Genomic DNA, 18,589 nt, shown 5'->3' with positions numbered 1-18,589 from the left:
CCGGCGGCGTCCCCCCGTTGAACCGCGGCGCCAACTTCGCCTGAATCTTCTGCGTCGCCGCATGCTTGATCTTTCCCTCAGTCTCCGGATACGCCTTCACGTACTCAGCCTGAGCGGCCTTCGCGTATTCATCGCCAAAACCGCCGTCGAAGATGACGACGTCAAGTCCCGCGCTCTCGTTGACCGCCAGCGGATTCTTCGCCGACTTCCGACCCTCGGCCACCTGCTGGGTGCCCCCGCCGCCGCTGGTCGCGCACGCGCTGAGGGCGGCCAACGGGGGCACGGCGAGGAGACCGGCCACGGTGGCGTGCTGGATGAGGGCGCGTCGTCCCACCTCGCTGGATGTCATGCTCACACGCTCGCCTTCGTCGGGAGTGTCGCGGCGTGGAGGTGGAGATCGTGACGGCCGGCCGCGTCACGGGCGGGCCCGTGGGCGTGCGCGGCCGACCCCGGCCCGCTCGCGCGGGCGCTCGCCGCGCGCGGGGCCGCGCCCCGGGGCCGGGGAGCGCCGTCCGATCCTCGCGCCATCCACATGGTGCGATGATCACCCTCGTACACCCCGATCGGCGGCACCGAGCGGCGACGCCCCGTAGATCTCGCTGGTTCGGCCGCATGGCCGGCGCCTCACGCGCCCCGCTCCCCCGCCGCGCGGGCCCCTCCCGCACGCGAGCACCCGTGGGCGTGGCGCGTGGCGCCGCGCGGGTGGTACCCGCGCGGGGTCACTCCTTGACGGCGCCGCTGAGCATGCCCGCGATGAAGTGGCGCTGGAGCGCCACGTACACGATCACCACGGGCAGCGCGATCAGGACAGCGGCGGCGGCCAGCAGGGAGGTCTCCGCGCTGTGCTGTCCCTGGAAGAAGGCCAGGCCGAGCGGGACGGTGCGGTACGCCTCGTCGCTGACCATGACCAGCGCCATCAGGAACTCGTTCCAGGTCCACATGAAGACGATGACGACCAGGGTGGAGATGGCCGGGCGGCCCATGGGCACCAGGATGCGCCACAGTGTGGTCCAGCTGTTCGCGCCGTCGACACGGGCCGCCTCGATCACCGCGCGGGCGCTGCCACGGAAGTACGTGCGCATCCAGAACACGCCGAACGCCAGCGACTGGGCGGCCTGCGGCAGGATCAGCCCCCAGTAGGTGTCGGTCAGTCCCAGGTGGCGCAGATCGAAGTAGAGCGGCACGACCAGCGCCTCCTGGGGCAGCGCGAGGCCGAGGACGAACAGGTAGAAGAGCACCGTCGAGCCGGGGAAGCGCATCACTCCGAAGGCGTAGCCGGCGAGCACCGAGAAGACCGTGGCGATGGCGACCACGGCCAGCGTGACCAGCGCCGAGTTACGCAGGTAGGTACCGAAGTGGCCACGGCTCCAGGCGTCCGCGAAGTTGCTCCAGTGCAGCCCGTCGGCGGGCAGCGAGAAGCCGGTGCTCAGCGAGGACCGCGAGCCCAGGGCGGTGGCGAGGATGCCGAGCACCGGGGTCAGCGACAGGACGGTGAACAGGGCGAGGACGGCGTAGGTCACGGTGCGTTCCGTACGCGAGATCACGGGCGCCGCCCTTCCACGAGCCGGGAGATGCCGACGGTGAGTACGAAGATCAACACGGTCAGCGCCACGCCGATGGCGGCGGCGGAGCCGACCTGGTTGGTCTCGAACGCCCGGTGGTAGACCTCGTACGCCGGGACGGAGGTGGCGTTGCCGGGCCCGCCGCTGGTGGTGATGTAGATGAGGTCGAAGTTCCGCAGCCCGGCCACGATGGTCAGGGTGAGGGCGACGGCGATCTGGGGTCGAAGGCCCGGCAGTGTGACGGCGAGGAACTCGCGCAGCGGCCCGGCGCCGTCCAGCCGCGCCGCCTCGTACAGCTCGCGCGGGATGCGTGGGACGCCGGCCAGGAAGAGCACCATGCACAGCCCGGTGCCGACCCAGGTGCCGACGACGCCGACGGCCGGCAGCGCCCAGTCGTAGTCGCCGAGCCAGGGACGGGCCAGGGCGCCCAGGCCCACGGCCTCCAGCGTGTCGTTGAGCAGTCCGTCGGGAGCCAGGATCGAGCGCCAGGTGACGCCGACGACCACCAGCGCGAGCACCTGGGGCAGGAAGAGCACGGTGCGGAAGAAGGTCATCCCGCGCACCCTGGCCCGCGAGAGCAGCGCGGCCAGCAGCAGGCCGATGGCCACCGGCAGCGCCGAGTAGAAGACGAGCAGCACCAGCGCGTGCGCGAACGGGGCCCGCAGGCCGGGGTCGGTCAGCAGGGCACGGTAGTTGTCGTCGCCGGCCCAGGTGGCGGCGGTCAGGCCGTCCCAGTGCAGCAGGGACAGCCACACCGACTGGCCGAAGGGGAACAGCAGCAGGGCCCCGTAGAGCGCGAGCGCGGGCAGGACGTACAGGTAGCCGACGGCGCGCGGCTCGCCCGGGGCGCGTCGTCGGTAGCGGTCGAGGAGGGCGCGGGGGACGCGGCGCGCGGGTGCGTCCCCAGGGCCCCGGTCCTCGGTGGCCCGGCGCGGCCGGGGGTGGGGCGACTGACGTCGCGCGCCCTTCACCGGCCGTCTCCCCGGGTGCCTGGCCGGGCGCTGGCGGCCTGGTCGTCGCGGCGTTGCCGGTCCGTGAAGGCGCCGTAGTCGCGCTGGGCGGTGGACGCGAAGCGTTCGGGTGACCGGGTGCCGCCGATGACGCCCTGGAGGCCCTCGGAGAGGGTGTCGTAGAAGGTGGGTGTGGCGTAGTCGAGGTAGGGCACCAGGCCGTCGGCCTCGCCCAGTCGGCGCCAGCCCTCCACCATCTGACCGTCCACGCTGGCGCGCGGCACCCTGGCGGCGGCTGGTCCGGGCACGGCGGGCAGCACGCCGTGCCGGGTCATCACGTCGGCGGCGTGTTGGCTGGTGAGGAAGTCCAGGTAGGCGGCGGCGACCTCGGGGTGTCGGCTGCGGGAGGTGATGGACCAGGCCAGCCCCTGGCCGCCGGTGGAGACCGGGGGCCCGCCGGCGGTGACCGGTGGCGGGAGGATGAGGCCGAGCTTGTCGCCCATGGCCTTCTTGAGGTCGGCCAGTTGCCAGGTCCCGGTGATCAGGTACGCGCCGTCGCCCGCGGCGAACTTCTTGGCGGCGTCGTCGTAGCCGAGGCCGTTGGCGCCCTGGGGCAGGTAGCCGCGCCGGTGCCAGCTGGCCAGGGTGGCCGCCGCGTCCCGGGTACGCCGGGTGTCGAAGCGCCCGGCGCGGCCGAAGACCAGGTCGCGTACGGAGGCGGCGGCCGACCGGCCCTGGAGGACGCCGAAGGTGTGGATGGCCGGGTACTTGTCCAGGTTGCCGAACTGGATGGGCAGGCGGCCGTCGGCCTTGAGGCGGGCGAGGCCGTCGGTGAACTCGGTCCAGGTCCCCGGTGGTCGAAGACCGCTGCGCGCCAGGAGTTCCTTGTTGTAGTAGAGGCCGACGAACTCGCCGGTCTGGGAGATGCCGTAGAGCCGCCCGGTGCCGAAGTGGCGGCCGTCGGCCGAGACCCGGTTGTGGTTGAGCAGGGTGGTCGGGTAGCGGGTGTTCCAGTCGTAGATGCCCGCGTAGGTGTCGAGCGGGGCCAGCAGTCCGGCCCGGACGAAGGCGACCATGTCCGGGTAGCCCTGGTTGGCCTGGACGACGTCGGGTGGGTTGTTGCCGGAGACGGCCAGCTTCAGGGTGGCCTTCAGGTCGGTGAAGCCGCGCGCCACCCGCTTGATCCGCACGTTGGGGTAGGCGCGCTGGAACTCCTTGTTGAGCTGCTCCACCTCGGCGTTGGTGCCGCCACGGATCTCCTGGTCCCACACGGTCAGGGTGACCTCGCCGGCCCGTGCCGGGTCGGGGATGGCGGTGACCTCGCCCGCCGTCCCGCCGCGCGCGGCCGAGCCGTCCGTGCCGGGTACGCAGCCGGTGACGAGCAGCGCCAGGGCGCTGAGTGCCAGCGCGGTGGCCGTGCCACGGGGGTGGCGCGCTCGCGCCGCTCGGTTCGGCATCGGGGTCTCCTTCGTCGGGGTCGGCGCGCGTGCGTCGGGGGCCGGGCGGGCGGTGGCGGGCCCGCCGCGCGCGCTCACGCGCCGCGGAAGCCGATGGTGGGCAGGGCCCGCAGCCTGGGCCAGTCCCGCATGCCGGTGGGCAGCAGCTTGTCGAGGAAGCGGTAGCGGCGCACGGTCTCCGCGTCGACGCGGCCCGCGCCGGAGTCGGCGGGCTGCCCGCTGGCCCACGCCCACCAGGCGGCGACCTCCGGCCAGCCGGGGGCGGACAGCGAGCCGCCGAAGTGCTGCACGGACAGGCCGGCGGTGAGGTTGGCGAAGGCGAGTCGGTCGGCGAGCGGCCAGCCGGCCAGGGTGCCGGTCATGAAGCCGGCGACGAACACGTCGCCGGCGCCCGTCGGGTCGAGCGCGTCGACGGGCAGTCCGGGCACGTCCGCGTACTCGCCGGTGAGCGAGTCCACCGCCACCGCGCCGCCGGGCCCCTTGGTCACCACGGCGATGGGCACCAGGTCCGCCAGGGCGCGCACGGCGCGCTCGGGACTGTCGGTGCGGGTGTAGCGCTGGGCCTCGGTCGCGTTGGGCAGGAAGGCGTGGCAGTAGGGCAGGTCGGGCAGGGCCGCGGGGTCCCATCGGCCGCTCTCGTCCCAGCCGACGTCGGCGTAGACGTGGCTGCCACGGGCGTGTGCCTCGCGTACCCACTCCTCGGCCCGGCCGGGTTCGAAGGCGGTGACGCAGGCGCGCGAGCCCGGCAGCGACCGGTCGGTGGCGGGCGGGGCGGGGTGTTCGTGGGTGACCATGGTGCGCTCGCCCTCGTACGCCATGGAGACGGTGACCGGCGAGTGCCAGCCGGGTACCCGGCGCGAGGCGGCCAGGTCCACGCCCTCGCCGTCGGCGAGGCTGTCCCAGCAGTAGTCGCCGTAGATGTCGGTGCCGAAGGCGGCGGCCAGTGTGGTGCGCAGGCCGAGTCTGGCCACCGCGGCGGCCATGTTGGCGATGCCGCCGGGGCTCTGGCCCATTCCCCGGGCCCAGGACTCGGTGCCGCGCACCGGGGCGTGGTCGAGACCGGTGAGAACGATGTCGAGGAAGACGGTACCGGTCAGGTACACGTCGTAGGCGGGGTCGTCGGGGCCACGCACGGCCGCGAGCGGATCGACGGGTACGGCGCGACAGTGCGCGTCCGTCGGGCGCTCCGCCCCGCGTTCGGGATCGGGATCGGAATCGGCTAAGGAGGCACCGGCGGCGCCGGCGTCCTGACGGGTCCACGGACCACCCCGGGGGCGGGCGTCCCGGGCTGCGTCGTCCTTGGCGTGGGGGTCCTTGGCGGCACTCATCCGGCGCGCCCTCCTGTTCCGTACGGCGTCCACGACGGCATGCGGCAGGCAGCGGGCGCCGCGCGTGGGCGAGGGTCCCGCTGTCTGGGATGTGCGGGCGGCGCGTCGGTACGACCGTCTGCCACGGCGTCGTCAACCCGGCGTGCCCACCACGTCACGTGACGGAAACCTTGCACCGCAACGCGTTGGTTTTGCAAGAGTTCCTTCACACTCGCGCAGACTCGCTCGCATGCAGTACGTTGCGAGCATGCTGCGAAAGGCCCGCCACGAGAAGCTGCTGAGCCTCCTCGGCGCGGAGGGCGTCCTCCCGGTGCGGGAGATCGCCGAGCGTCTGGCGGTCAGCGAGGCGACCGCCCGCCGCGACCTGGACGCGCTGGGCCGGGCCGGCTGTCTCACCCGGGTCTACGGCGGGGCGGTGGCCAGCGAACGTTCCGGCGGCGAGCGCCCCTTCGCGGAGGTGGCGGTCGCCGACCTGGCCGACAAGGCCGCCGTGGCGGGCCGCGCGGCCGACCTCGTCGCGGACGGCGACGTGCTGCTCCTGGACATCGGCACCACCACGCTCCAGCTCGCCAAGCGGCTCAGGGGCCGCGAGGTGACCGTGGTGACCAGCAGCCTGGCGGTCTTCGACGAGCTGCGCGAGGACCCGTCGGTGACACTGGTCCTGCTCGGCGGGCAGGTGCGGCGCAACTACCGCTCCCTGGTCGGCTTCCTGACCGAGTCCAGCCTGCGCCAACTCCACGTCGGCCGGCTCTTCCTCGGCGCCAGCGGCGTCCTGCCCGACGGCGGCGTGCTCGACAGCACGGAGGTCGAGGTGCCGGTCAAGCGGGCCATGCTGGCCGCCGCCCACCAGGTGGTGCTCCTGGCCACGGTGGACAAGTTCCCCGGCGCGACCGGGCTGGCGCGCGTGTGCGGGCCCCACGACATCGACACGCTGATCACCAACGACACCTCGGACCCGGCGACGCTCGCCGTGTTCCGCGAGGCCGATGTGGAGGTACTGACCGTATGAGGCTGACCGTGCTGGGCGGCGGCGGATTCCGGATGCCGCTGGTCTACCGGGCGCTGATGGATGACCAGGGCGCCGCCGCCGGGCGTTGTACGGAGGTCGTGCTGCACGACACCGAGCGGCGGCGGTTGGACGCGATCGCCGCCGTGCTCGCCGAGCAGGCCGCGGGGCGCGCGGACGCGCCGGCCGTGCGGGTGACCACCGACCTGGACGAGGCGCTGCGCGGGGCCGACTTCGTCTTCTCCGCCATCCGCGTCGGGGGCCTGGCCGGTCGGGCCCAGGACGAACGGGTCCCGTTGTCCGAGGGCGTGCTCGGGCAGGAGACCGTCGGCGCGGGCGGCGTGCTCTACGGGCTGCGCACGCTGCCGGTGGCGGTGCGGATCGCCGAGCGCGTGGCGGCGCTGGCGCCCGACGCCTGGGTCATCAACTTCACCAACCCGGCCGGCATGGTCACCGAGGCCATGCAGCGCGTCCTGGGCGACCGGGTGATCGGCATCTGCGACTCCCCGGTGGGCCTGTGCCGCCGCGCGGCACGGGCCCTGGGCGCCGACCCGGACCGCGCGAGCTACGACTACGTCGGGCTCAACCACCTCGGCTGGCTGCGCGGGATCACCCTGGAGGGGCGCGACGTGCTGCCCGACCTCCTGGCGGACGAGGCGGCGTTGACCTCCTTCGAGGAGGGCAAGCTCTTCGGGGCCGACTGGCTCCAGACGTTGGGCGCGCTGCCCAACGAGTACCTGCACTACTACTACTTCAACCGGGAGTCGGTCGCCGCGATCCGGGACGCGCCGCGGACCCGGGGCGAGTTCCTGCGCGGCCAGCAGGCCGCGTTCTACGAGCGGACCCCCGCCGGGCCCGGCGGGGCGCTGGCGGCCTGGGAACGCACCCGGCTGGAGCGCGAGGAGACGTACCTGGCCGAGAGCCGGGAGGCCACCGGCGGTTGGCGGCGCGACGCGTGCGACCTGGAGGGCGGCGGCTACGACCGGGTCGCCCTGGCCGTCATGCGGGCCATCGCCCGAGGCGAGCGCACCACGCTCATCCTCAACGTGCGCAACCGCACGGCCGTCCCCGGCCTGGACGCGGAGGCGGTCGTGGAGGTGCCCTGCGCCGTCGACGCCAACGGCGCCCACCCGCTGGCCGTCGGCCCGGTCGCCCCCGGCCAGCTCGGCCTGATGCTCACCCTCAAGGAGGTGGAGCGCGCGACGATCGAGGCGGCGGCGAGCGGTTCGCACCGGGCGGCGCTGCGCGCCATGTCCCTGCACCCCCTGGTGGACTCGGTCAACGTGGCCCGCCGAGTGCTCCAGGCCGTGGAGGCCGGGGTGTGAGGCGCGGCGCGCCGGCGGGACGGCGTGCGGGCCGGGCCCGCCGCCGGCGTGGGATCCGGCCGTGGCCTCGCGGACACCGACCGCGCCGGCCGAGCCCTGCCCCCGCGCCCCGGGAAACCCGGGCCCCGTCGACGTGGCACCCCCCGGTCCCGTCGGACTCGCCAGGTCTGTCGTATCCGTCGGGTCTGTCGAACCCTTCGAACTCCCCGAACGTGAGAGGCGCACATGCCCGGTCCCCTGCCCGTCGTCCTGGTACACGGCTTCTGGCACGGCGGTTGGTGCTGGACCCCGGTGGTCGAGCGGTTGGCCGCGCGCGGGGTGCGCTCGGTCGCGGTCGACCTCGACGGACACGGGCTGCGTGGCGCCGTACCGCGCAGCCACGCGGCACGGCCGTTCGACGCCGGCGCGTTCGCCACCGAGCCCTCCCCCGTGGCGGGTGTCACCGCCTCCTCCGCGGCGGCCGTCCTGGTCGACCAGCTCCGCGCGATCGGCGCCGGCCGGCCCTGTCTGCTGGTGGCCCACAGCATGGGCGGGGTGGTCGCCACCGCCGTCACCGAACGCGCCCCCGAACTCGTGGGCGGGCTGGTCTACGTCTGCGCCTTCGCCCCGACCGGCGGCGCGTCGGTGGCCTCCTACACCACCAGCCTGGAGAACGCGGGCGAGAAGGTGTCCCCCCTGGTCGTGGCCGACCCGGCGGTGGTGGGCGCGGTGCGCATCGACACGCGGGCGCCGGCCCGGATCGAGGAGCTGCGGGAGGCGTTCTACCACGACGTCGACGAGCCCACGGCGCGGGCCGCGATAGCCCTGCTCAGCCCGGACGGGCCGGTGGGCATCCCCAGCGAGCGGATCACCGTCACGGCGCGACGCTACGGCGCCGTCCCGCGCGCGTACGTGGTCTGTCTCCGGGACAACGTCGTCCCCGTGGCGCTGCAACGCCGCTTCGTGCGCGAGATCGACGCCGTGTCCACGACGCCCACCACGGTCACCGAGCTCGACTCCTCCCACTCCCCCTTCCTGTCCCGGCCGGCCGCGCTCGCCGAGACGATCACGGCTGCCGCGCACGCGTACGCGCCGCGCTGACCCGAGCGGCCGGGCCCGCGAGGAGGGCCGCGCGGCCACCGGGCCCGGCCGTGACCGGGCGAGCCGAGGGCGAGCAGCCGTCTGTTCCGGCACGGCCGCCCGTTCCCGCCCACGGGAGGCGCGAGTTGGCCGAGATCGTGCGGTCGGCCGACGGAGGGTGCGCGGGCCGCGCCCGCCCGGGGAGCGGGCGGGGCTCGTCCCCGTCGCCCCCCCGCCAGAGCGCGCGGGCGGGGCGTCTCGCGGCTAGGAGACGGGGCGGTGGTCGGCGTGGTCGGGGGCCGCGAGCAGGGCGACGATGTCCGGGCGCGTCCAGTGGCCGGCCGCGCCGGAGCAACCCGCCAGGTAGTCGGCGGCGCGGTCCGCGTCCCAGCCGTGCGCCTCCATCAGGCCGGCGGCCAGATGCCGCAGGTAGGGCGCGGAGGGCGCGAGCGGCGGGACGTCGTCGACGTGCCACGGCGCGGTGAACGTCAGCAGCGGCAGGCCCTCCAGCGTGCCCGCGTGGACCAGCGTCTCGTACCGTCCGGGTCCCAGGCTGGCCCGCCCGGCCGCGAGTACCTCGGTCAGGTCGAGGTCGGCGCCGGGCTCGCGGTACATCTCCTGGGCCGCGATGTCGGAGAACTGGCCGTGGGTGATGAGGTAGCCACGGGCGGCGGTCTCCCCCGCGGCGTCCGGGTCGTAGAAGGCCCGGCCGCCGTCCCAGAGGGGCGCGTAGGTGGCGAAGTAGAGACAGCCGGGCAGCATGACGGGCACGCTGCGCTCCGGCGGCCGGGGGTCGCGACAGCCGGGGTGCACCACACTGCCGCCCGGCGGTACGCCACCGTCGAGGTAGCTGGCCAGCCGGGCGGCGTGCAGGTTGGAGCCGTAGGCCACGTACCACAGGTGCTGGGAGGGGGCGGGGCCGGCGGCGCGGGCCGGTCGTCGGGTGATGTTCACCGGCGTCATGAGATCAGGCCGCGTCGTGGAAGACCAGACCCAGCGTGTGGCGGCTACCCGAACGCACCAGGCTCACCCCGTGCCGCATCGGGGCGGTCGACCAGCCACGGGTGGAGCGCACCGGCCGGTCGCGGGTGGTGAAGATTAGTCCGTGTCCCTGTGGCAGCGGCAGCGCCGTGCCCCGGGACTGGGCCCGCACGCGCTGTTCCACCAGGAGGAACTCGCCGCCGGTGTAGTCGGTGCCCGGCTCGTCGAGGCCGATGACCACCTGGAGCGGGAAGACGAGATCGCCGTACAGGTCGCGGTGCAGGGCGTTCCAGCCGCCCGCGCCGTAGCGCAGCAGGATGGGCGTGGGCTTGGTCTGGCCGGCCGCGTGGCACGCGTCGAGCCAGCCGTCGAGCGTGTCGGGCCAGGGGGCGGGCCGCCGCAGCTTGGACGCCCAGTCCTGGGCGATCCGCAGCAGGTGCGGGTAGAACGCCTCGCGCAACGCGGTGATCGGCTCCGGTATCGGGTGGTCGAAGTACCGGTACTGGCCGAAGCCGAACCCGTAGCGGCCCATGTCGATGGTCGAGCGGAACCGCTGCGGCTCGTCGTACATCCGCGCCAGATCCTGGCACTGCTCGCGGTCGAGCAGCCGTGGCGTCAGGGCGCTGCCGTGGGCATTCATCTCGTCGGTGAGCGCGTCCCAGTCGGCGTCATGGACGGCGGCGGTGGAGGTCGGCGTGCTGGTCATGGGTTCTCCGGAGGTGGGGCGGGCTTCGGTCGTCGGGGCGGCCGGCCGGCGGGACCGACGGGGCGCCGCGCGGTGCCGGCCCGGGGGGCGCGAGGTCGTTCGCCCGGCGCGAGGCCGTTCGGTCGGCGCGGGCTCCGGGGGTCGGCGGCGGGCGCGGCTTCTCGGCCGCCGGAAGGTGGGGGTTGGCCGGGCAGCATACGGGCAGGTCGGCGGCGTGATCACACGCGGCGACGGGATCGGGCCACGGCACGCCCGGGCGGGTACGCGACACGGGCCCGGGCGGAGACCGGCGCGCCGACCGGGTGGGTCGGTCGCGGTGGGGTGGCGATCAGGCGGGGGCGGACCGCCGTGCCGCCCACAGGTGGTGTGTCGCGTACGACCGCCAGGGGCGCCAGCGCGCGGACTCCGCCGCCTCGCCCGTCGCAGCGTCCACGGCCGCCCCGCCGACGCGGGCGTCGGCCTGGGGGGCGCCCGGGGCGTGGGGCGGGTCGTCGGTCAGCAGGACGTCGGGGTCGCCCAGGGCACGCATGCGGATGTAGCGCGCGGTCGCGGGGGCGAGGCCCGGCAGGGCGCGCAGCCTGCGCTCGGCCTCGTCGCGGTCGGTCCCCGGGTCCAGGTCCAGGGTGCCGTCGGCCAGGGCGGTGGCCAGCGCGCGCAGCGCGGCACGCCGCCCCGGCGGCAGGCCCGGGTCGGCCAACGGGGCGTCGGCCAGGTCGGCGGCGCGGGGGAACAGATGGGTGAGCCCGCCGCTGGCCGTGGCCAGTTCCTGGCCGTACGCGAGGACCAGCGCCTGGCCCGCCCGGCGCGCCGCGTGCGGTGGCGCGCCCTGTCCGAGGACGGCGCGCAGGGCGAGTTCGTGCGGGTCGGCGGAGCCGGGCGCGCGCAGTCCGGGGCGCGCGGCGACCAGCGGGCCCAACCGCGGGCAGCCGCCGAGTCGCTCCGCCACGGCGTACGGGTCGGCGTCCAGGTCGAACAGGCGCCGCATCCGCTGGCTGGCCGTGGTCAGGTCGCGCAGCTCGCACAGGTGGAGCCGGCATTCCAGCCACCCCTGGTCGGTGGCCGACTCGCGGACCTCCGCGATCCCGCCCCCGCCGGGCAGCCGCAGCGTGCGTCGGTAGACCCGCGCGCCGGGCGCGCCGGTGACCTCCTCGACGCCGTCGATGTGCCACCGCTGGAGGTAGTCGAAGAGCTCACGGCCCGCGTACGCGCCCCGGTAGGCCAGCCGCAGCGGGACGCCCCGGGGCGCTCCGGGCACCGGCCCGGCGGGCGCCGCGCCGACGGCGTGTCCGGCGAGGCCGACGGGCGGCGTCGTGGGGCCGGTGCGCCGGCCGGGGTCGCTGGCGCGCAGCGCGTCGGCCACCCCGTTCGCGTCGGGCCAGGCGTCCTCGCTGGCCACCGCGCCGTAGCGCGCCGTGCTGCCGGGGCGGGCGGCGCGCAGCGCGGTCGGCGTGCTGGCGTAGATCTCGCGCATGGTGTCGTTGAACTGCCGCACGCTGGCGAAGCCGGCCGCGAAGGCGATGTCGGCCGCCTGCATCCGCGTCGTCTGGAGCAGGACTCGGGCCGTGTGGGCGCGCTGGGCGCGGGCCAGGGCGACCGGGCCCGCGCCCAGTTCCGCGTTGAGCTGGCGCTGTACCTGGCGGGCGCTGTACCCCAGGCGTACGGCGAGACCGGCCACGCCCTCCCGGTCCACGACGCCGTCACCGATCAGTCGCATGGCGCGGCCGACGACGTCGGCACGGGCGTTCCACTCGGCCGAGCCGGGCACGGCGTCGGGGCGGCAGCGTCGGCAGGCCCGGAAGCCGCCGCCCTGGGCGGCGGCGGCCGTCGGGAAGAAGCGCACGTTCTGCCGCTTGGGGGTGATCGCGGGGCAGCTCGGGCGGCAGTAGATGCCGGTCGTGGTCACGGCGAAGAAGAACTGGCCGTCGAACCGCGCGTCCCGGCTGCACACCGCCTCGTACCTGCTGTCCTCGTTCATCACGCCTCCCACTATGCGCGCCGTCCGCGCCCCGGGCTGGCGGGAATCGGACGTCGCGCTCGCGGGCGCGGGTGGCGGAGCTGGACACCAGGCGCGCGGAGACCCTGGTGGCCCGGTGCGCCTGGGGCTGGCGGTCGGGGTGCGGTGCGCGGCCGGGTGCGGGACGCGGGCCGGGGCGGGGTGCGGCCGGGCGGGGAGGGCGGGGAGGGCGGGGGCCCGGTTCAGGTAGGCGCCGGGTGTGGGGGGCGCGGCCCGGCGGGTGGGGCAGGGTCTCGGGGGCGGCGGGGGGAGTGGGGGCGCGGCCCGCCGAGCGGTGCGGGCCGCGTCGCCTCAGAGCACGTGGGACCGGTACCGGTCGACCGTCTCCGCCAGCACCTCCGCGCCCGCCCGCTCCCACAGCGCCGCGTTGAAGATCTCCACCTCGATCGGCCCCCGGTAGCCGGCCGCGTCCACCACCTGCCGGAAGTGGCGCAACGGCACACAGCCGTCGCCCAGTTGTCCGCGACCCAGCAGCACGCCGGCGGGCAGGGGCGTGACCCAGTCGGCGAGCTGGAAGGCGGCGATACGGCCCGCGCGGCCCGCGCGGGCGATCTGGGCGTCGACCGTGTCGTCCCACCACAGGTGGTAGGTGTCCACGACGACGCCCACGTGACGCGCGGGGAAACGCTCGACGAGGTCGAGGGCCTGGGCCAGGGTGGAGACGACGCAGCGGTCCGCCGCGTACATGGGGTGCAGCGGCTCGACGGCCAGCCGCACCCCGCGCTCGGCGGCGTACGGGGCGAGGTCGGCCAGCGCGTCGGCGACCCGCTCCCGCGCGCCGGGCAGGTCGCGGCTGCCGTCCGGCAACCCACCGACGACCAGCACCAGCGTGTCGGTACCGAGCGTCGCCGCCTCGTCGATGGCCAGCCGGTTGTCCGCGAGCGCCGCCGCGCGCTCCTCGGCCCCCGGCGCGGTCAGGAAGCCGCCCCGACACAGGCTGGTGACGGTGAGTCCGGCGTCGCGGACCAGTCGGGCCGCTCGCTCCAGGCCGTGGGCGCGCACCGGCTCGCGCCACAGGCCCACGCCCGGTACGCCCGCCGCGCGACACCCCGCGACCAGTTCGGGCAGCGACCACTGGCGGATCGTCCGCTGGTTGAGGCTCAGCCGGTGCGGCCCGGTCGGGCGTGCGTGGGCGCCGGGTCCGGTGCGGGCGACGCGTGGTGTGGTCATGGCTCCACTCCGTGGACGGCGAGCAGGTGGCGCATGCGGGCCTCGGCGAGCGAGGGGTCGGGGAACAGGCCCAGACCGTCGGCGAGTTGGTAGGCCCGCGCGAGGTGGGGCAGCGAGCGCGCCGACTGGAGGCCGCCCACCATCGTGAAGTGCCGCTGGTGTCCGGCGAGCCAGGCCAGCAGTACCACGCCGGTCTTGTAGTAGCGGGTGGGCGGCTGGAAGAGGTGGCGGGCCAGCTCGACGGTCGGGTCCAGCAGCGCGTGAAAGCGCTTGCGTCCCGCGGGTCCGGCGCCCAGGGCGCGCACCGCGACGGCCGCCAGCGGCGCCAGCGGGTCGAAGACGCCGAGCAGGGCGTCGCTGTGCCCATGGTCGTCGCCGGCGATCAGCTCCGGGTAGTGGAAGTCGTCGCCGGTGTAGCAGCGCACGCCGGCCGGCAACCGGCGGCGCAGCGCGACCTCGCGCCCGGCGTCGAGCAGCGAGACCTTGACGCCGTCGACCCGGTCCGGGTGGGTGTCGACGACCGCCAGGAACGTGGTGCCGGCCCGGTCGAGGTCGGCGCTGCCCCAGTAGCCGTCGAGCGCCGGATCGAACATCGGGCCCAGCCAGTGCAGGATGACCGGCTCGGCGACCTGCGCCAACACCCGCTCGTACACCCACAGGTAGTCGTCCGCGCCCCGGGCCAGCCCCGCCAGCGCGCGCGAGGCCAGGAGCACGGCGCGTGCACCCGCCGCCTCGACCACCGCGAGCTGTTCCTCGTACGCGGCCACCACCTCGCCCAGCGAGCGGGCCGGGCCGCTCAGGTGGTCGGTTCCGACGCCGCAGACGAGCACGCCGCCCACGGAACGGGCCTCGGCCGCGGAGCGACGGATCAGCTCGGCGGCCTCGGCCCAGCCCAGGCCCATGCCGCGTTGGGCCGTGTCCATGGCCTCGGCCACGCCCAGGCCGTGTGACCACAGGTGGTGGCGGAAGGCCAGGGTGGCGTCCCAGTCCACGGCGGCCGGCGCGCCGGCCGCCGTGGCGTACGGGTCGGCGACCACGTGGGCGGCGGCCAGCACGGACCGGGCCGGGCGCTCCCGTCCTCCGGCGGCGCCCGCGCGCCCCGGCCGGCCCGGGGCGGCGACGGCCGGCGCGGGCACCTGGCGCGGGGCGTAGGCGCGCGGGGCGCCGTCGGGTCCGGGCAGCCGGATCACCGCGTGCCTCGCGGTGGACGGGGGCCCGGCGCCGGGTGCGCGCTCACAGCTCGAGCTCCGGGACGGTCAGCCGGCGCCCCTCGGCCGAGGAGCGCAGGCCGAGTTCGGCGAGTTGCACGCCGCGCGCGCCGGCCAGCAGGTCCCACCGCCACGGGTCGTCCAGGGCGACGTGCCGCAGGAAGAGCTCCCACTGGGCCTTGAACCCGTTCTCGAACACCTCGTTGTCCGGCACCTCCTGCCACTGCTCGCGAAACGGCGCGGTGGTCGGCGCGTCCGGGTTCCACACGGGCCGTGGGGTCAGCGAACGGTGCTGGACCCGGCAGCCGCGCAGCCCGGCCACGGCCGACCCCTCGACCCCGTCGACCTGGAACTCCACGAGCTCGGGGCGGTTCACCCGGACCGCCCACGAGGAGTTGATCTGCGCGACGATGCCCCCTTCGAGCTGGAAGAGGCCGTACGCCGCGTCGTCCGCCGTGGCCTCGTAGGGCAGGCCGCGCTCGTCCACCCGGCGCGGCAGGTGCGTGGCGACCTGCGCCTGCACGGTGCGCACCGGGCCGAACAGCTCACGCAGGACGTACTCCCAGTGCGGGAACATGTCGCGGACGATGCCGCCGCCGTCCGCCGCGCGGTAGTTCCACGAGGGCCGTTGGGCCGCCTGCCAGTCCCCTTCGAAGACCCAGTAGCCGAACTCGCCACGCACCGAGAGGACCCGGCCGAAGAACCCGCCCTCCAGCAGTCGGCGCAGCTTGCGCAGACCGGGCAGGAACAGCTTGTCCTGCACCACGCCGTGCTTGACGCCGGCGGCCTCGGCGAGCCGGGCGACCTCCAGGGCGTCGGCGAGGCCGGCCGCCGTGGGCTTCTCGCAGTAGACGTGCTTGCCGGCGGCGATGGCCTGGCGCAGGGCGTCCGCGCGGGCCGAGGTGAGCTGCGCGTCGAAGTAGACGTCCACGCTCGGGTCGGCGAGCACCTCCTCCAGCCGGGTGGTCCACCGGTCGAGGCCGTGCCGCCCGGCCAGCGCGCGCAGCGACGGTTCGGAGCGTCCGACCAGGATCGGCTCCGGCCAGAGCGTGGTGCCGTCCCCCAGGTCCAGGCCGCCTTGTTCGCGCAGGGCCAGCAGGGAGCGTACGAGGTGCTGGCGGTATCCCATGCGTCCGGTCACGCCGTTCATCGCGATCCGTACCGTGCGCCGACCGGCGGCGTCGGGCTCGCACTGCGCGGGGGTCATCCGTCCTCCTGTCCGGCTCCCGTCGCGGGCCCCTCGGGGCGACGGACCGCGTCCGCTACGGGCACTCCGCGCCCCGCCCACGACAGCAAGCGCTTTCCCTCGCACAGTAACTGACGCCCCGCCGCGCCGGGGAGTACCGCATCGGATCGGGACAGTGCGCGGGGCGTACGGCGGCGCACGGGAGGCGAGGCACGGGGCGCCGGGGCGCGAGGGGGCCGGGCCCGGGGCGGAGCCGAGCAGGGGTCGGGGACGGGGGCGGGGGCCGGGGTCGGGGGTCGGCAGAGGTCGGGGCGGCCGACGAGGGCGCGGCGGGACGGCGGACGGTCGCCGAAGGCGCCTGTCGCGGGGCGGTGGAACCGCCCCACCCATCTCATCACTGACTAACCTGCCAGTCAGACGCAACACCCGTAGTTCAGCCACAGGACAGGACATGGAAGCAGTCGGGCACCCTCCCATGTTGTGGCTATCTCAACACGCTGCTACGGTCAACGGCCATGGAGGAACAGCCAGCGCGCCGCGAAGGGCCTGCCGCGACCGAGGTCGCGGGGCCGGCCGTCGCCTCGGCCGGGGCCGTGAGCGCGGCCGACGGTCTCACCGTGCGGACGCGCGTCGCGGAGGTGATCGACGGCCTCGGGTGCAGTCGCCGGGAGTTCGCCCGGCGCATCGTCATGGACCCGTCCAAGCTGTCCCGCTCGCTCGGCGGCACCCGGCGCTTCACCATCGCCGAGGTGGTGCGGATCGCGGACGCCGGCGGCGTCGACCCCGGCTGGCTCCTCGGCGGCCCGGGCGGGACGCCCGCACGCGAGGCGGTCGCCGAGCGTGCCGCCGGACGACCGGCGCGCGCCACCCCACCGGCCGAGGGGCGTCCCCTCCAGATCGTGCGGGAGACGGTGCGGCTGATCGCCGAACAGGGCTTCCACGCCGTCCGCGTCAGTGACATCGCCACCGCCTGTGGCACCAGCACGGCCGCCATCCACTACCACTACCCGGGGCGTGACGAACTCCTCGAAGCCGCCGTGCGGTGGTGCATGGACGAGGACATCGCGCGCCGCGCCGTCCGGGCGGGTGAGGGCACCGACGCCCGTACGGAACTGCTGCGACTGATCGCGCTCCAGACGCCGCGTACGGAGCGGCAACGCCGACAGTGGCTGGTCTGGCTCGACCTGTGGGCGGAGGCGGCGCGCTCGACGGAGATCGGCCGGCTGCACGCCGACTTCTACCGACAGTGGCGGGCCACCCTCGCCGACGTGCTGCGACGAGGGCGCGACGAGGGCGTCTTCCGCCCGGACCTGGACCCCGCCGGCGCCGCGTTGCGGCTGGCCGCGCTCATCGACGGGCTGGCCACCCAGGTGCTGGCCGTCGCCCCGGACAGCACCACGCCCGACGACATGCACGCCGTCCTGACCGCGTACGTCGACACCGCGCTCACCGCGCCCTGACCCCGGCGCGCACCAGACACCCCGACCCCGCGCCCCCGCCCGCGCCGCGCACCAGCCCGCACACCCGCACCAGCCACGCCCGCCCCAGCGCGTACCGGCCCGCGCGGGGCGCACCACCCGCTCAGCACAGCCCACCCGGCGAGCGGCACCACCCGCCACGCCCCCGGCACACCCGACCCCACATCCCGACACATGTCCGGCCGTGGCGCCCGCCTGCCCGGCGCCGCGCCCCCCACCCGCGAAGGGACACCCCCGTGAACGAAGAGGTCATCATCACCTGCGCGCTGACCGGCGCGGGCGACACTGTCAGCCGCAGCCCACACGTACCGGTCACCCCGCGCCAGATCGCCGCGTCCGCGGTCGAGGCGGCCGAGGCGGGGGCCGCCGTGGTCCACATCCACGTGCGCGACCCCGAGAGCGGCGCGCCCTCGCGCGATACGCGGCTGTACGCCGAGGTCGTCGAGCGGATCAGGGAGACCGGCACCGACGTCATCATCAACCTGACCGCCGGCATGGGCGGCGACCTGGTCATCGACCCGGAGCGGCCACTACGCCACCTGCCGGGCACCGACCTGGTCAGCGGCCTGGACCGGCTGCCGCACGTCGAGGAGTTGCTGCCCGACATCTGCACCCTCGACTGCGGGTCGCTCAACTTCGGCGACGGCAGCAACCTCTACGTCTCCACGCCCGACATGCTGCGCGCCGGCGCCAGGCGCATCCAGGAGCTGGGCGTACGGCCGGAGTTGGAGATCTTCGACACCGGGCAGCTGTGGTTCGCCAAGCAGTTGCACGCCGAGGGGCTGCTCGACGACCCGACGGTCTTCCAGTTGTGCATGGGCATCCCGTGGGGCGCGCCGGCCGACACCGGGGTGCTGGCGTCGATGGTGAACATGCTGCCCGCCGGCGCCCAGTGGGCCAGCTTCGCCCTGGGCCGCACGCAGATGCCGTGGGTGGCCCAGTCGATCCTGCTGGGCGGCAACGTACGGGTCGGGTTGGAGGACAACCTGTACCTGAGCCGGGGTGTGAAGGCCACCAACGGGCAGCTCGTCGAGCGGGCCGTCCAGATCACCGAGCTGCTCGGCGCCCGCGTGACCACCCCCGACCAGGCCCGTGCCCGACTCGGCCTGACCCCGCGTGGCTAGCCCCCACCCCACCCGGCGCGCCATCCCCCCTCGTG

15 protein-coding genes and 1 pseudogene are annotated in these 18,589 nt (G+C 75.3%); 5 read left to right on the top strand and 11 right to left on the bottom strand.

Features of this window, described 5'->3' with window-relative positions; genetic code table 11:
* The 5 genes and pseudogenes from ACFVFR_RS30200 to ACFVFR_RS30180 form a co-directional block, all read right to left on the bottom strand.
* Positions 1-349 (bottom strand): annotated as a pseudogene (locus ACFVFR_RS30200) (carbohydrate ABC transporter, N-acetylglucosamine/diacetylchitobiose-binding protein); the annotation flags it as partial.
* Positions 350-719: 370 nt separating this feature from the next.
* Positions 720-1,544 (bottom strand): carbohydrate ABC transporter permease, encoded by an 825-nt coding sequence (locus ACFVFR_RS30195; protein ID WP_383707495.1) that lies wholly within the window; start codon positions 1,542-1,544, stop codon positions 720-722.
* A complete protein-coding gene (locus ACFVFR_RS30190; protein ID WP_383707503.1) occupies positions 1,541-2,380 on the bottom strand; it encodes a carbohydrate ABC transporter permease in 840 nt (279 codons plus the stop codon). Before ACFVFR_RS30190 ends, ACFVFR_RS30195 begins: the two co-directional genes overlap by 4 nt.
* Before the next feature lie 149 nt (positions 2,381-2,529).
* Positions 2,530-3,969 carry an extracellular solute-binding protein gene (locus ACFVFR_RS30185; protein ID WP_383707493.1) on the bottom strand — a complete coding sequence of 480 codons (1,440 nt, stop codon included), beginning with the start codon at positions 3,967-3,969 and terminating at the stop codon, positions 2,530-2,532.
* 74 nt (positions 3,970-4,043) lie between these two features.
* On the bottom strand, positions 4,044-5,297 hold the full coding sequence (locus tag ACFVFR_RS30180) for a carbohydrate kinase family protein (protein WP_383707491.1): 1,254 nt from the start codon (positions 5,295-5,297) through the stop codon (positions 4,044-4,046).
* Positions 5,298-5,544: 247 nt separating this feature from the next.
* Here ACFVFR_RS30180 and ACFVFR_RS30175 point away from each other — a divergent pair, with 247 nt between their 5' ends.
* From ACFVFR_RS30175 to ACFVFR_RS30165, 3 genes are all read left to right on the top strand, one after another.
* Positions 5,545-6,306 carry a DeoR/GlpR family DNA-binding transcription regulator gene (locus ACFVFR_RS30175; RefSeq protein WP_383707501.1) on the top strand — a complete coding sequence of 254 codons (762 nt, stop codon included), beginning with the start codon at positions 5,545-5,547 and terminating at the stop codon, positions 6,304-6,306.
* Positions 6,303-7,628 carry a 6-phospho-beta-glucosidase gene (locus ACFVFR_RS30170; protein ID WP_383707489.1) on the top strand — a complete coding sequence of 442 codons (1,326 nt, stop codon included), beginning with the start codon at positions 6,303-6,305 and terminating at the stop codon, positions 7,626-7,628. Before ACFVFR_RS30175 ends, ACFVFR_RS30170 begins: the two co-directional genes overlap by 4 nt.
* Before the next feature lie 225 nt (positions 7,629-7,853).
* On the top strand, positions 7,854-8,708 hold the full coding sequence (locus tag ACFVFR_RS30165; protein ID WP_383707487.1) for an alpha/beta fold hydrolase: 855 nt from the start codon (positions 7,854-7,856) through the stop codon (positions 8,706-8,708).
* 243 nt (positions 8,709-8,951) lie between these two features.
* Here the strand turns inward: ACFVFR_RS30165 and ACFVFR_RS30160 are convergent, their stop codons facing one another.
* From ACFVFR_RS30160 to ACFVFR_RS30135, 6 genes are all read right to left on the bottom strand, one after another.
* Positions 8,952-9,650 carry a histone deacetylase gene (locus ACFVFR_RS30160; protein ID WP_383707485.1) on the bottom strand — a complete coding sequence of 233 codons (699 nt, stop codon included), beginning with the start codon at positions 9,648-9,650 and terminating at the stop codon, positions 8,952-8,954.
* Positions 9,651-9,654: 4 nt separating this feature from the next.
* Entirely contained in the window at positions 9,655-10,374 is a 720-nt protein-coding gene (locus tag ACFVFR_RS30155) for a 2OG-Fe(II) oxygenase (RefSeq protein ID WP_383707483.1), read from the bottom strand.
* 328 nt (positions 10,375-10,702) lie between these two features.
* The gene (locus tag ACFVFR_RS30150) at positions 10,703-12,349 is read right to left on the bottom strand and encodes a DNA-3-methyladenine glycosylase 2 family protein (RefSeq protein WP_383707499.1); all 1,647 of its coding nucleotides are present in this window, start codon (positions 12,347-12,349) and stop codon (positions 10,703-10,705) included.
* A gap of 330 nt (positions 12,350-12,679) precedes the next feature.
* The gene (locus tag ACFVFR_RS30145) at positions 12,680-13,558 is read right to left on the bottom strand and encodes a sugar phosphate isomerase/epimerase family protein (RefSeq protein ID WP_383707481.1); all 879 of its coding nucleotides are present in this window, start codon (positions 13,556-13,558) and stop codon (positions 12,680-12,682) included.
* Positions 13,555-14,748, bottom strand: coding sequence for a dihydrodipicolinate synthase family protein (locus tag ACFVFR_RS30140; RefSeq protein ID WP_383707479.1), 1,194 nt, complete (start codon positions 14,746-14,748; stop codon positions 13,555-13,557). Before ACFVFR_RS30140 ends, ACFVFR_RS30145 begins: the two co-directional genes overlap by 4 nt.
* A 43-nt stretch (positions 14,749-14,791) precedes the next feature.
* Entirely contained in the window at positions 14,792-15,973 is a 1,182-nt protein-coding gene (locus tag ACFVFR_RS30135) for a Gfo/Idh/MocA family protein (RefSeq protein ID WP_383707477.1), read from the bottom strand.
* 494 nt (positions 15,974-16,467) lie between these two features.
* Here ACFVFR_RS30135 and ACFVFR_RS30130 point away from each other — a divergent pair, with 494 nt between their 5' ends.
* Together ACFVFR_RS30130 and ACFVFR_RS30125 are read left to right on the top strand one after the other, a co-directional pair.
* Positions 16,468-17,412, top strand: a complete 945-nt coding sequence (locus tag ACFVFR_RS30130) for a TetR family transcriptional regulator C-terminal domain-containing protein (RefSeq protein ID WP_383707475.1) — start codon at positions 16,468-16,470, stop codon at positions 17,410-17,412.
* A gap of 254 nt (positions 17,413-17,666) precedes the next feature.
* Positions 17,667-18,554 carry a 3-keto-5-aminohexanoate cleavage protein gene (locus ACFVFR_RS30125; RefSeq protein ID WP_383707473.1) on the top strand — a complete coding sequence of 296 codons (888 nt, stop codon included), beginning with the start codon at positions 17,667-17,669 and terminating at the stop codon, positions 18,552-18,554.
* The last annotated feature ends 35 nt before the right edge of the window (positions 18,555-18,589 follow it).

The organism is Streptomyces sp. NPDC057702 (assembly GCF_042799315.1).
Taxonomy (GTDB): domain Bacteria; phylum Actinomycetota; class Actinomycetes; order Streptomycetales; family Streptomycetaceae; genus Streptomyces.
The sequence above is the reverse complement of the archived record's forward strand: the minus strand, read 5'-3'. Positions and strand labels throughout refer to the sequence as shown.

Coding starts and splice junctions, on each gene's coding strand:
- ACFVFR_RS30165 (WP_383707487.1), top strand. CDS start 7,854: ATGCCCGGTCCCCTGCCCGTCGTCCTGGTACACGGCTTCTGGCACGGC.
- ACFVFR_RS30150 (WP_383707499.1), bottom strand. CDS start 12,349: ATGAACGAGGACAGCAGGTACGAGGCGGTGTGCAGCCGGGACGCGCGG.
- ACFVFR_RS30160 (WP_383707485.1), bottom strand. CDS start 9,650: ATGACGCCGGTGAACATCACCCGACGACCGGCCCGCGCCGCCGGCCCC.
- ACFVFR_RS30145 (WP_383707481.1), bottom strand. CDS start 13,558: ATGACCACACCACGCGTCGCCCGCACCGGACCCGGCGCCCACGCACGC.
- ACFVFR_RS30180 (WP_383707491.1), bottom strand. CDS start 5,297: ATGAGTGCCGCCAAGGACCCCCACGCCAAGGACGACGCAGCCCGGGAC.
- ACFVFR_RS30130 (WP_383707475.1), top strand. CDS start 16,468: ATGGAGGAACAGCCAGCGCGCCGCGAAGGGCCTGCCGCGACCGAGGTC.
- ACFVFR_RS30170 (WP_383707489.1), top strand. CDS start 6,303: ATGAGGCTGACCGTGCTGGGCGGCGGCGGATTCCGGATGCCGCTGGTC.
- ACFVFR_RS30155 (WP_383707483.1), bottom strand. CDS start 10,374: ATGACCAGCACGCCGACCTCCACCGCCGCCGTCCATGACGCCGACTGG.
- ACFVFR_RS30175 (WP_383707501.1), top strand. CDS start 5,545: ATGCTGCGAAAGGCCCGCCACGAGAAGCTGCTGAGCCTCCTCGGCGCG.
- ACFVFR_RS30135 (WP_383707477.1), bottom strand. CDS start 15,973: ATGACCCCCGCGCAGTGCGAGCCCGACGCCGCCGGTCGGCGCACGGTA.
- ACFVFR_RS30185 (WP_383707493.1), bottom strand. CDS start 3,969: ATGCCGAACCGAGCGGCGCGAGCGCGCCACCCCCGTGGCACGGCCACC.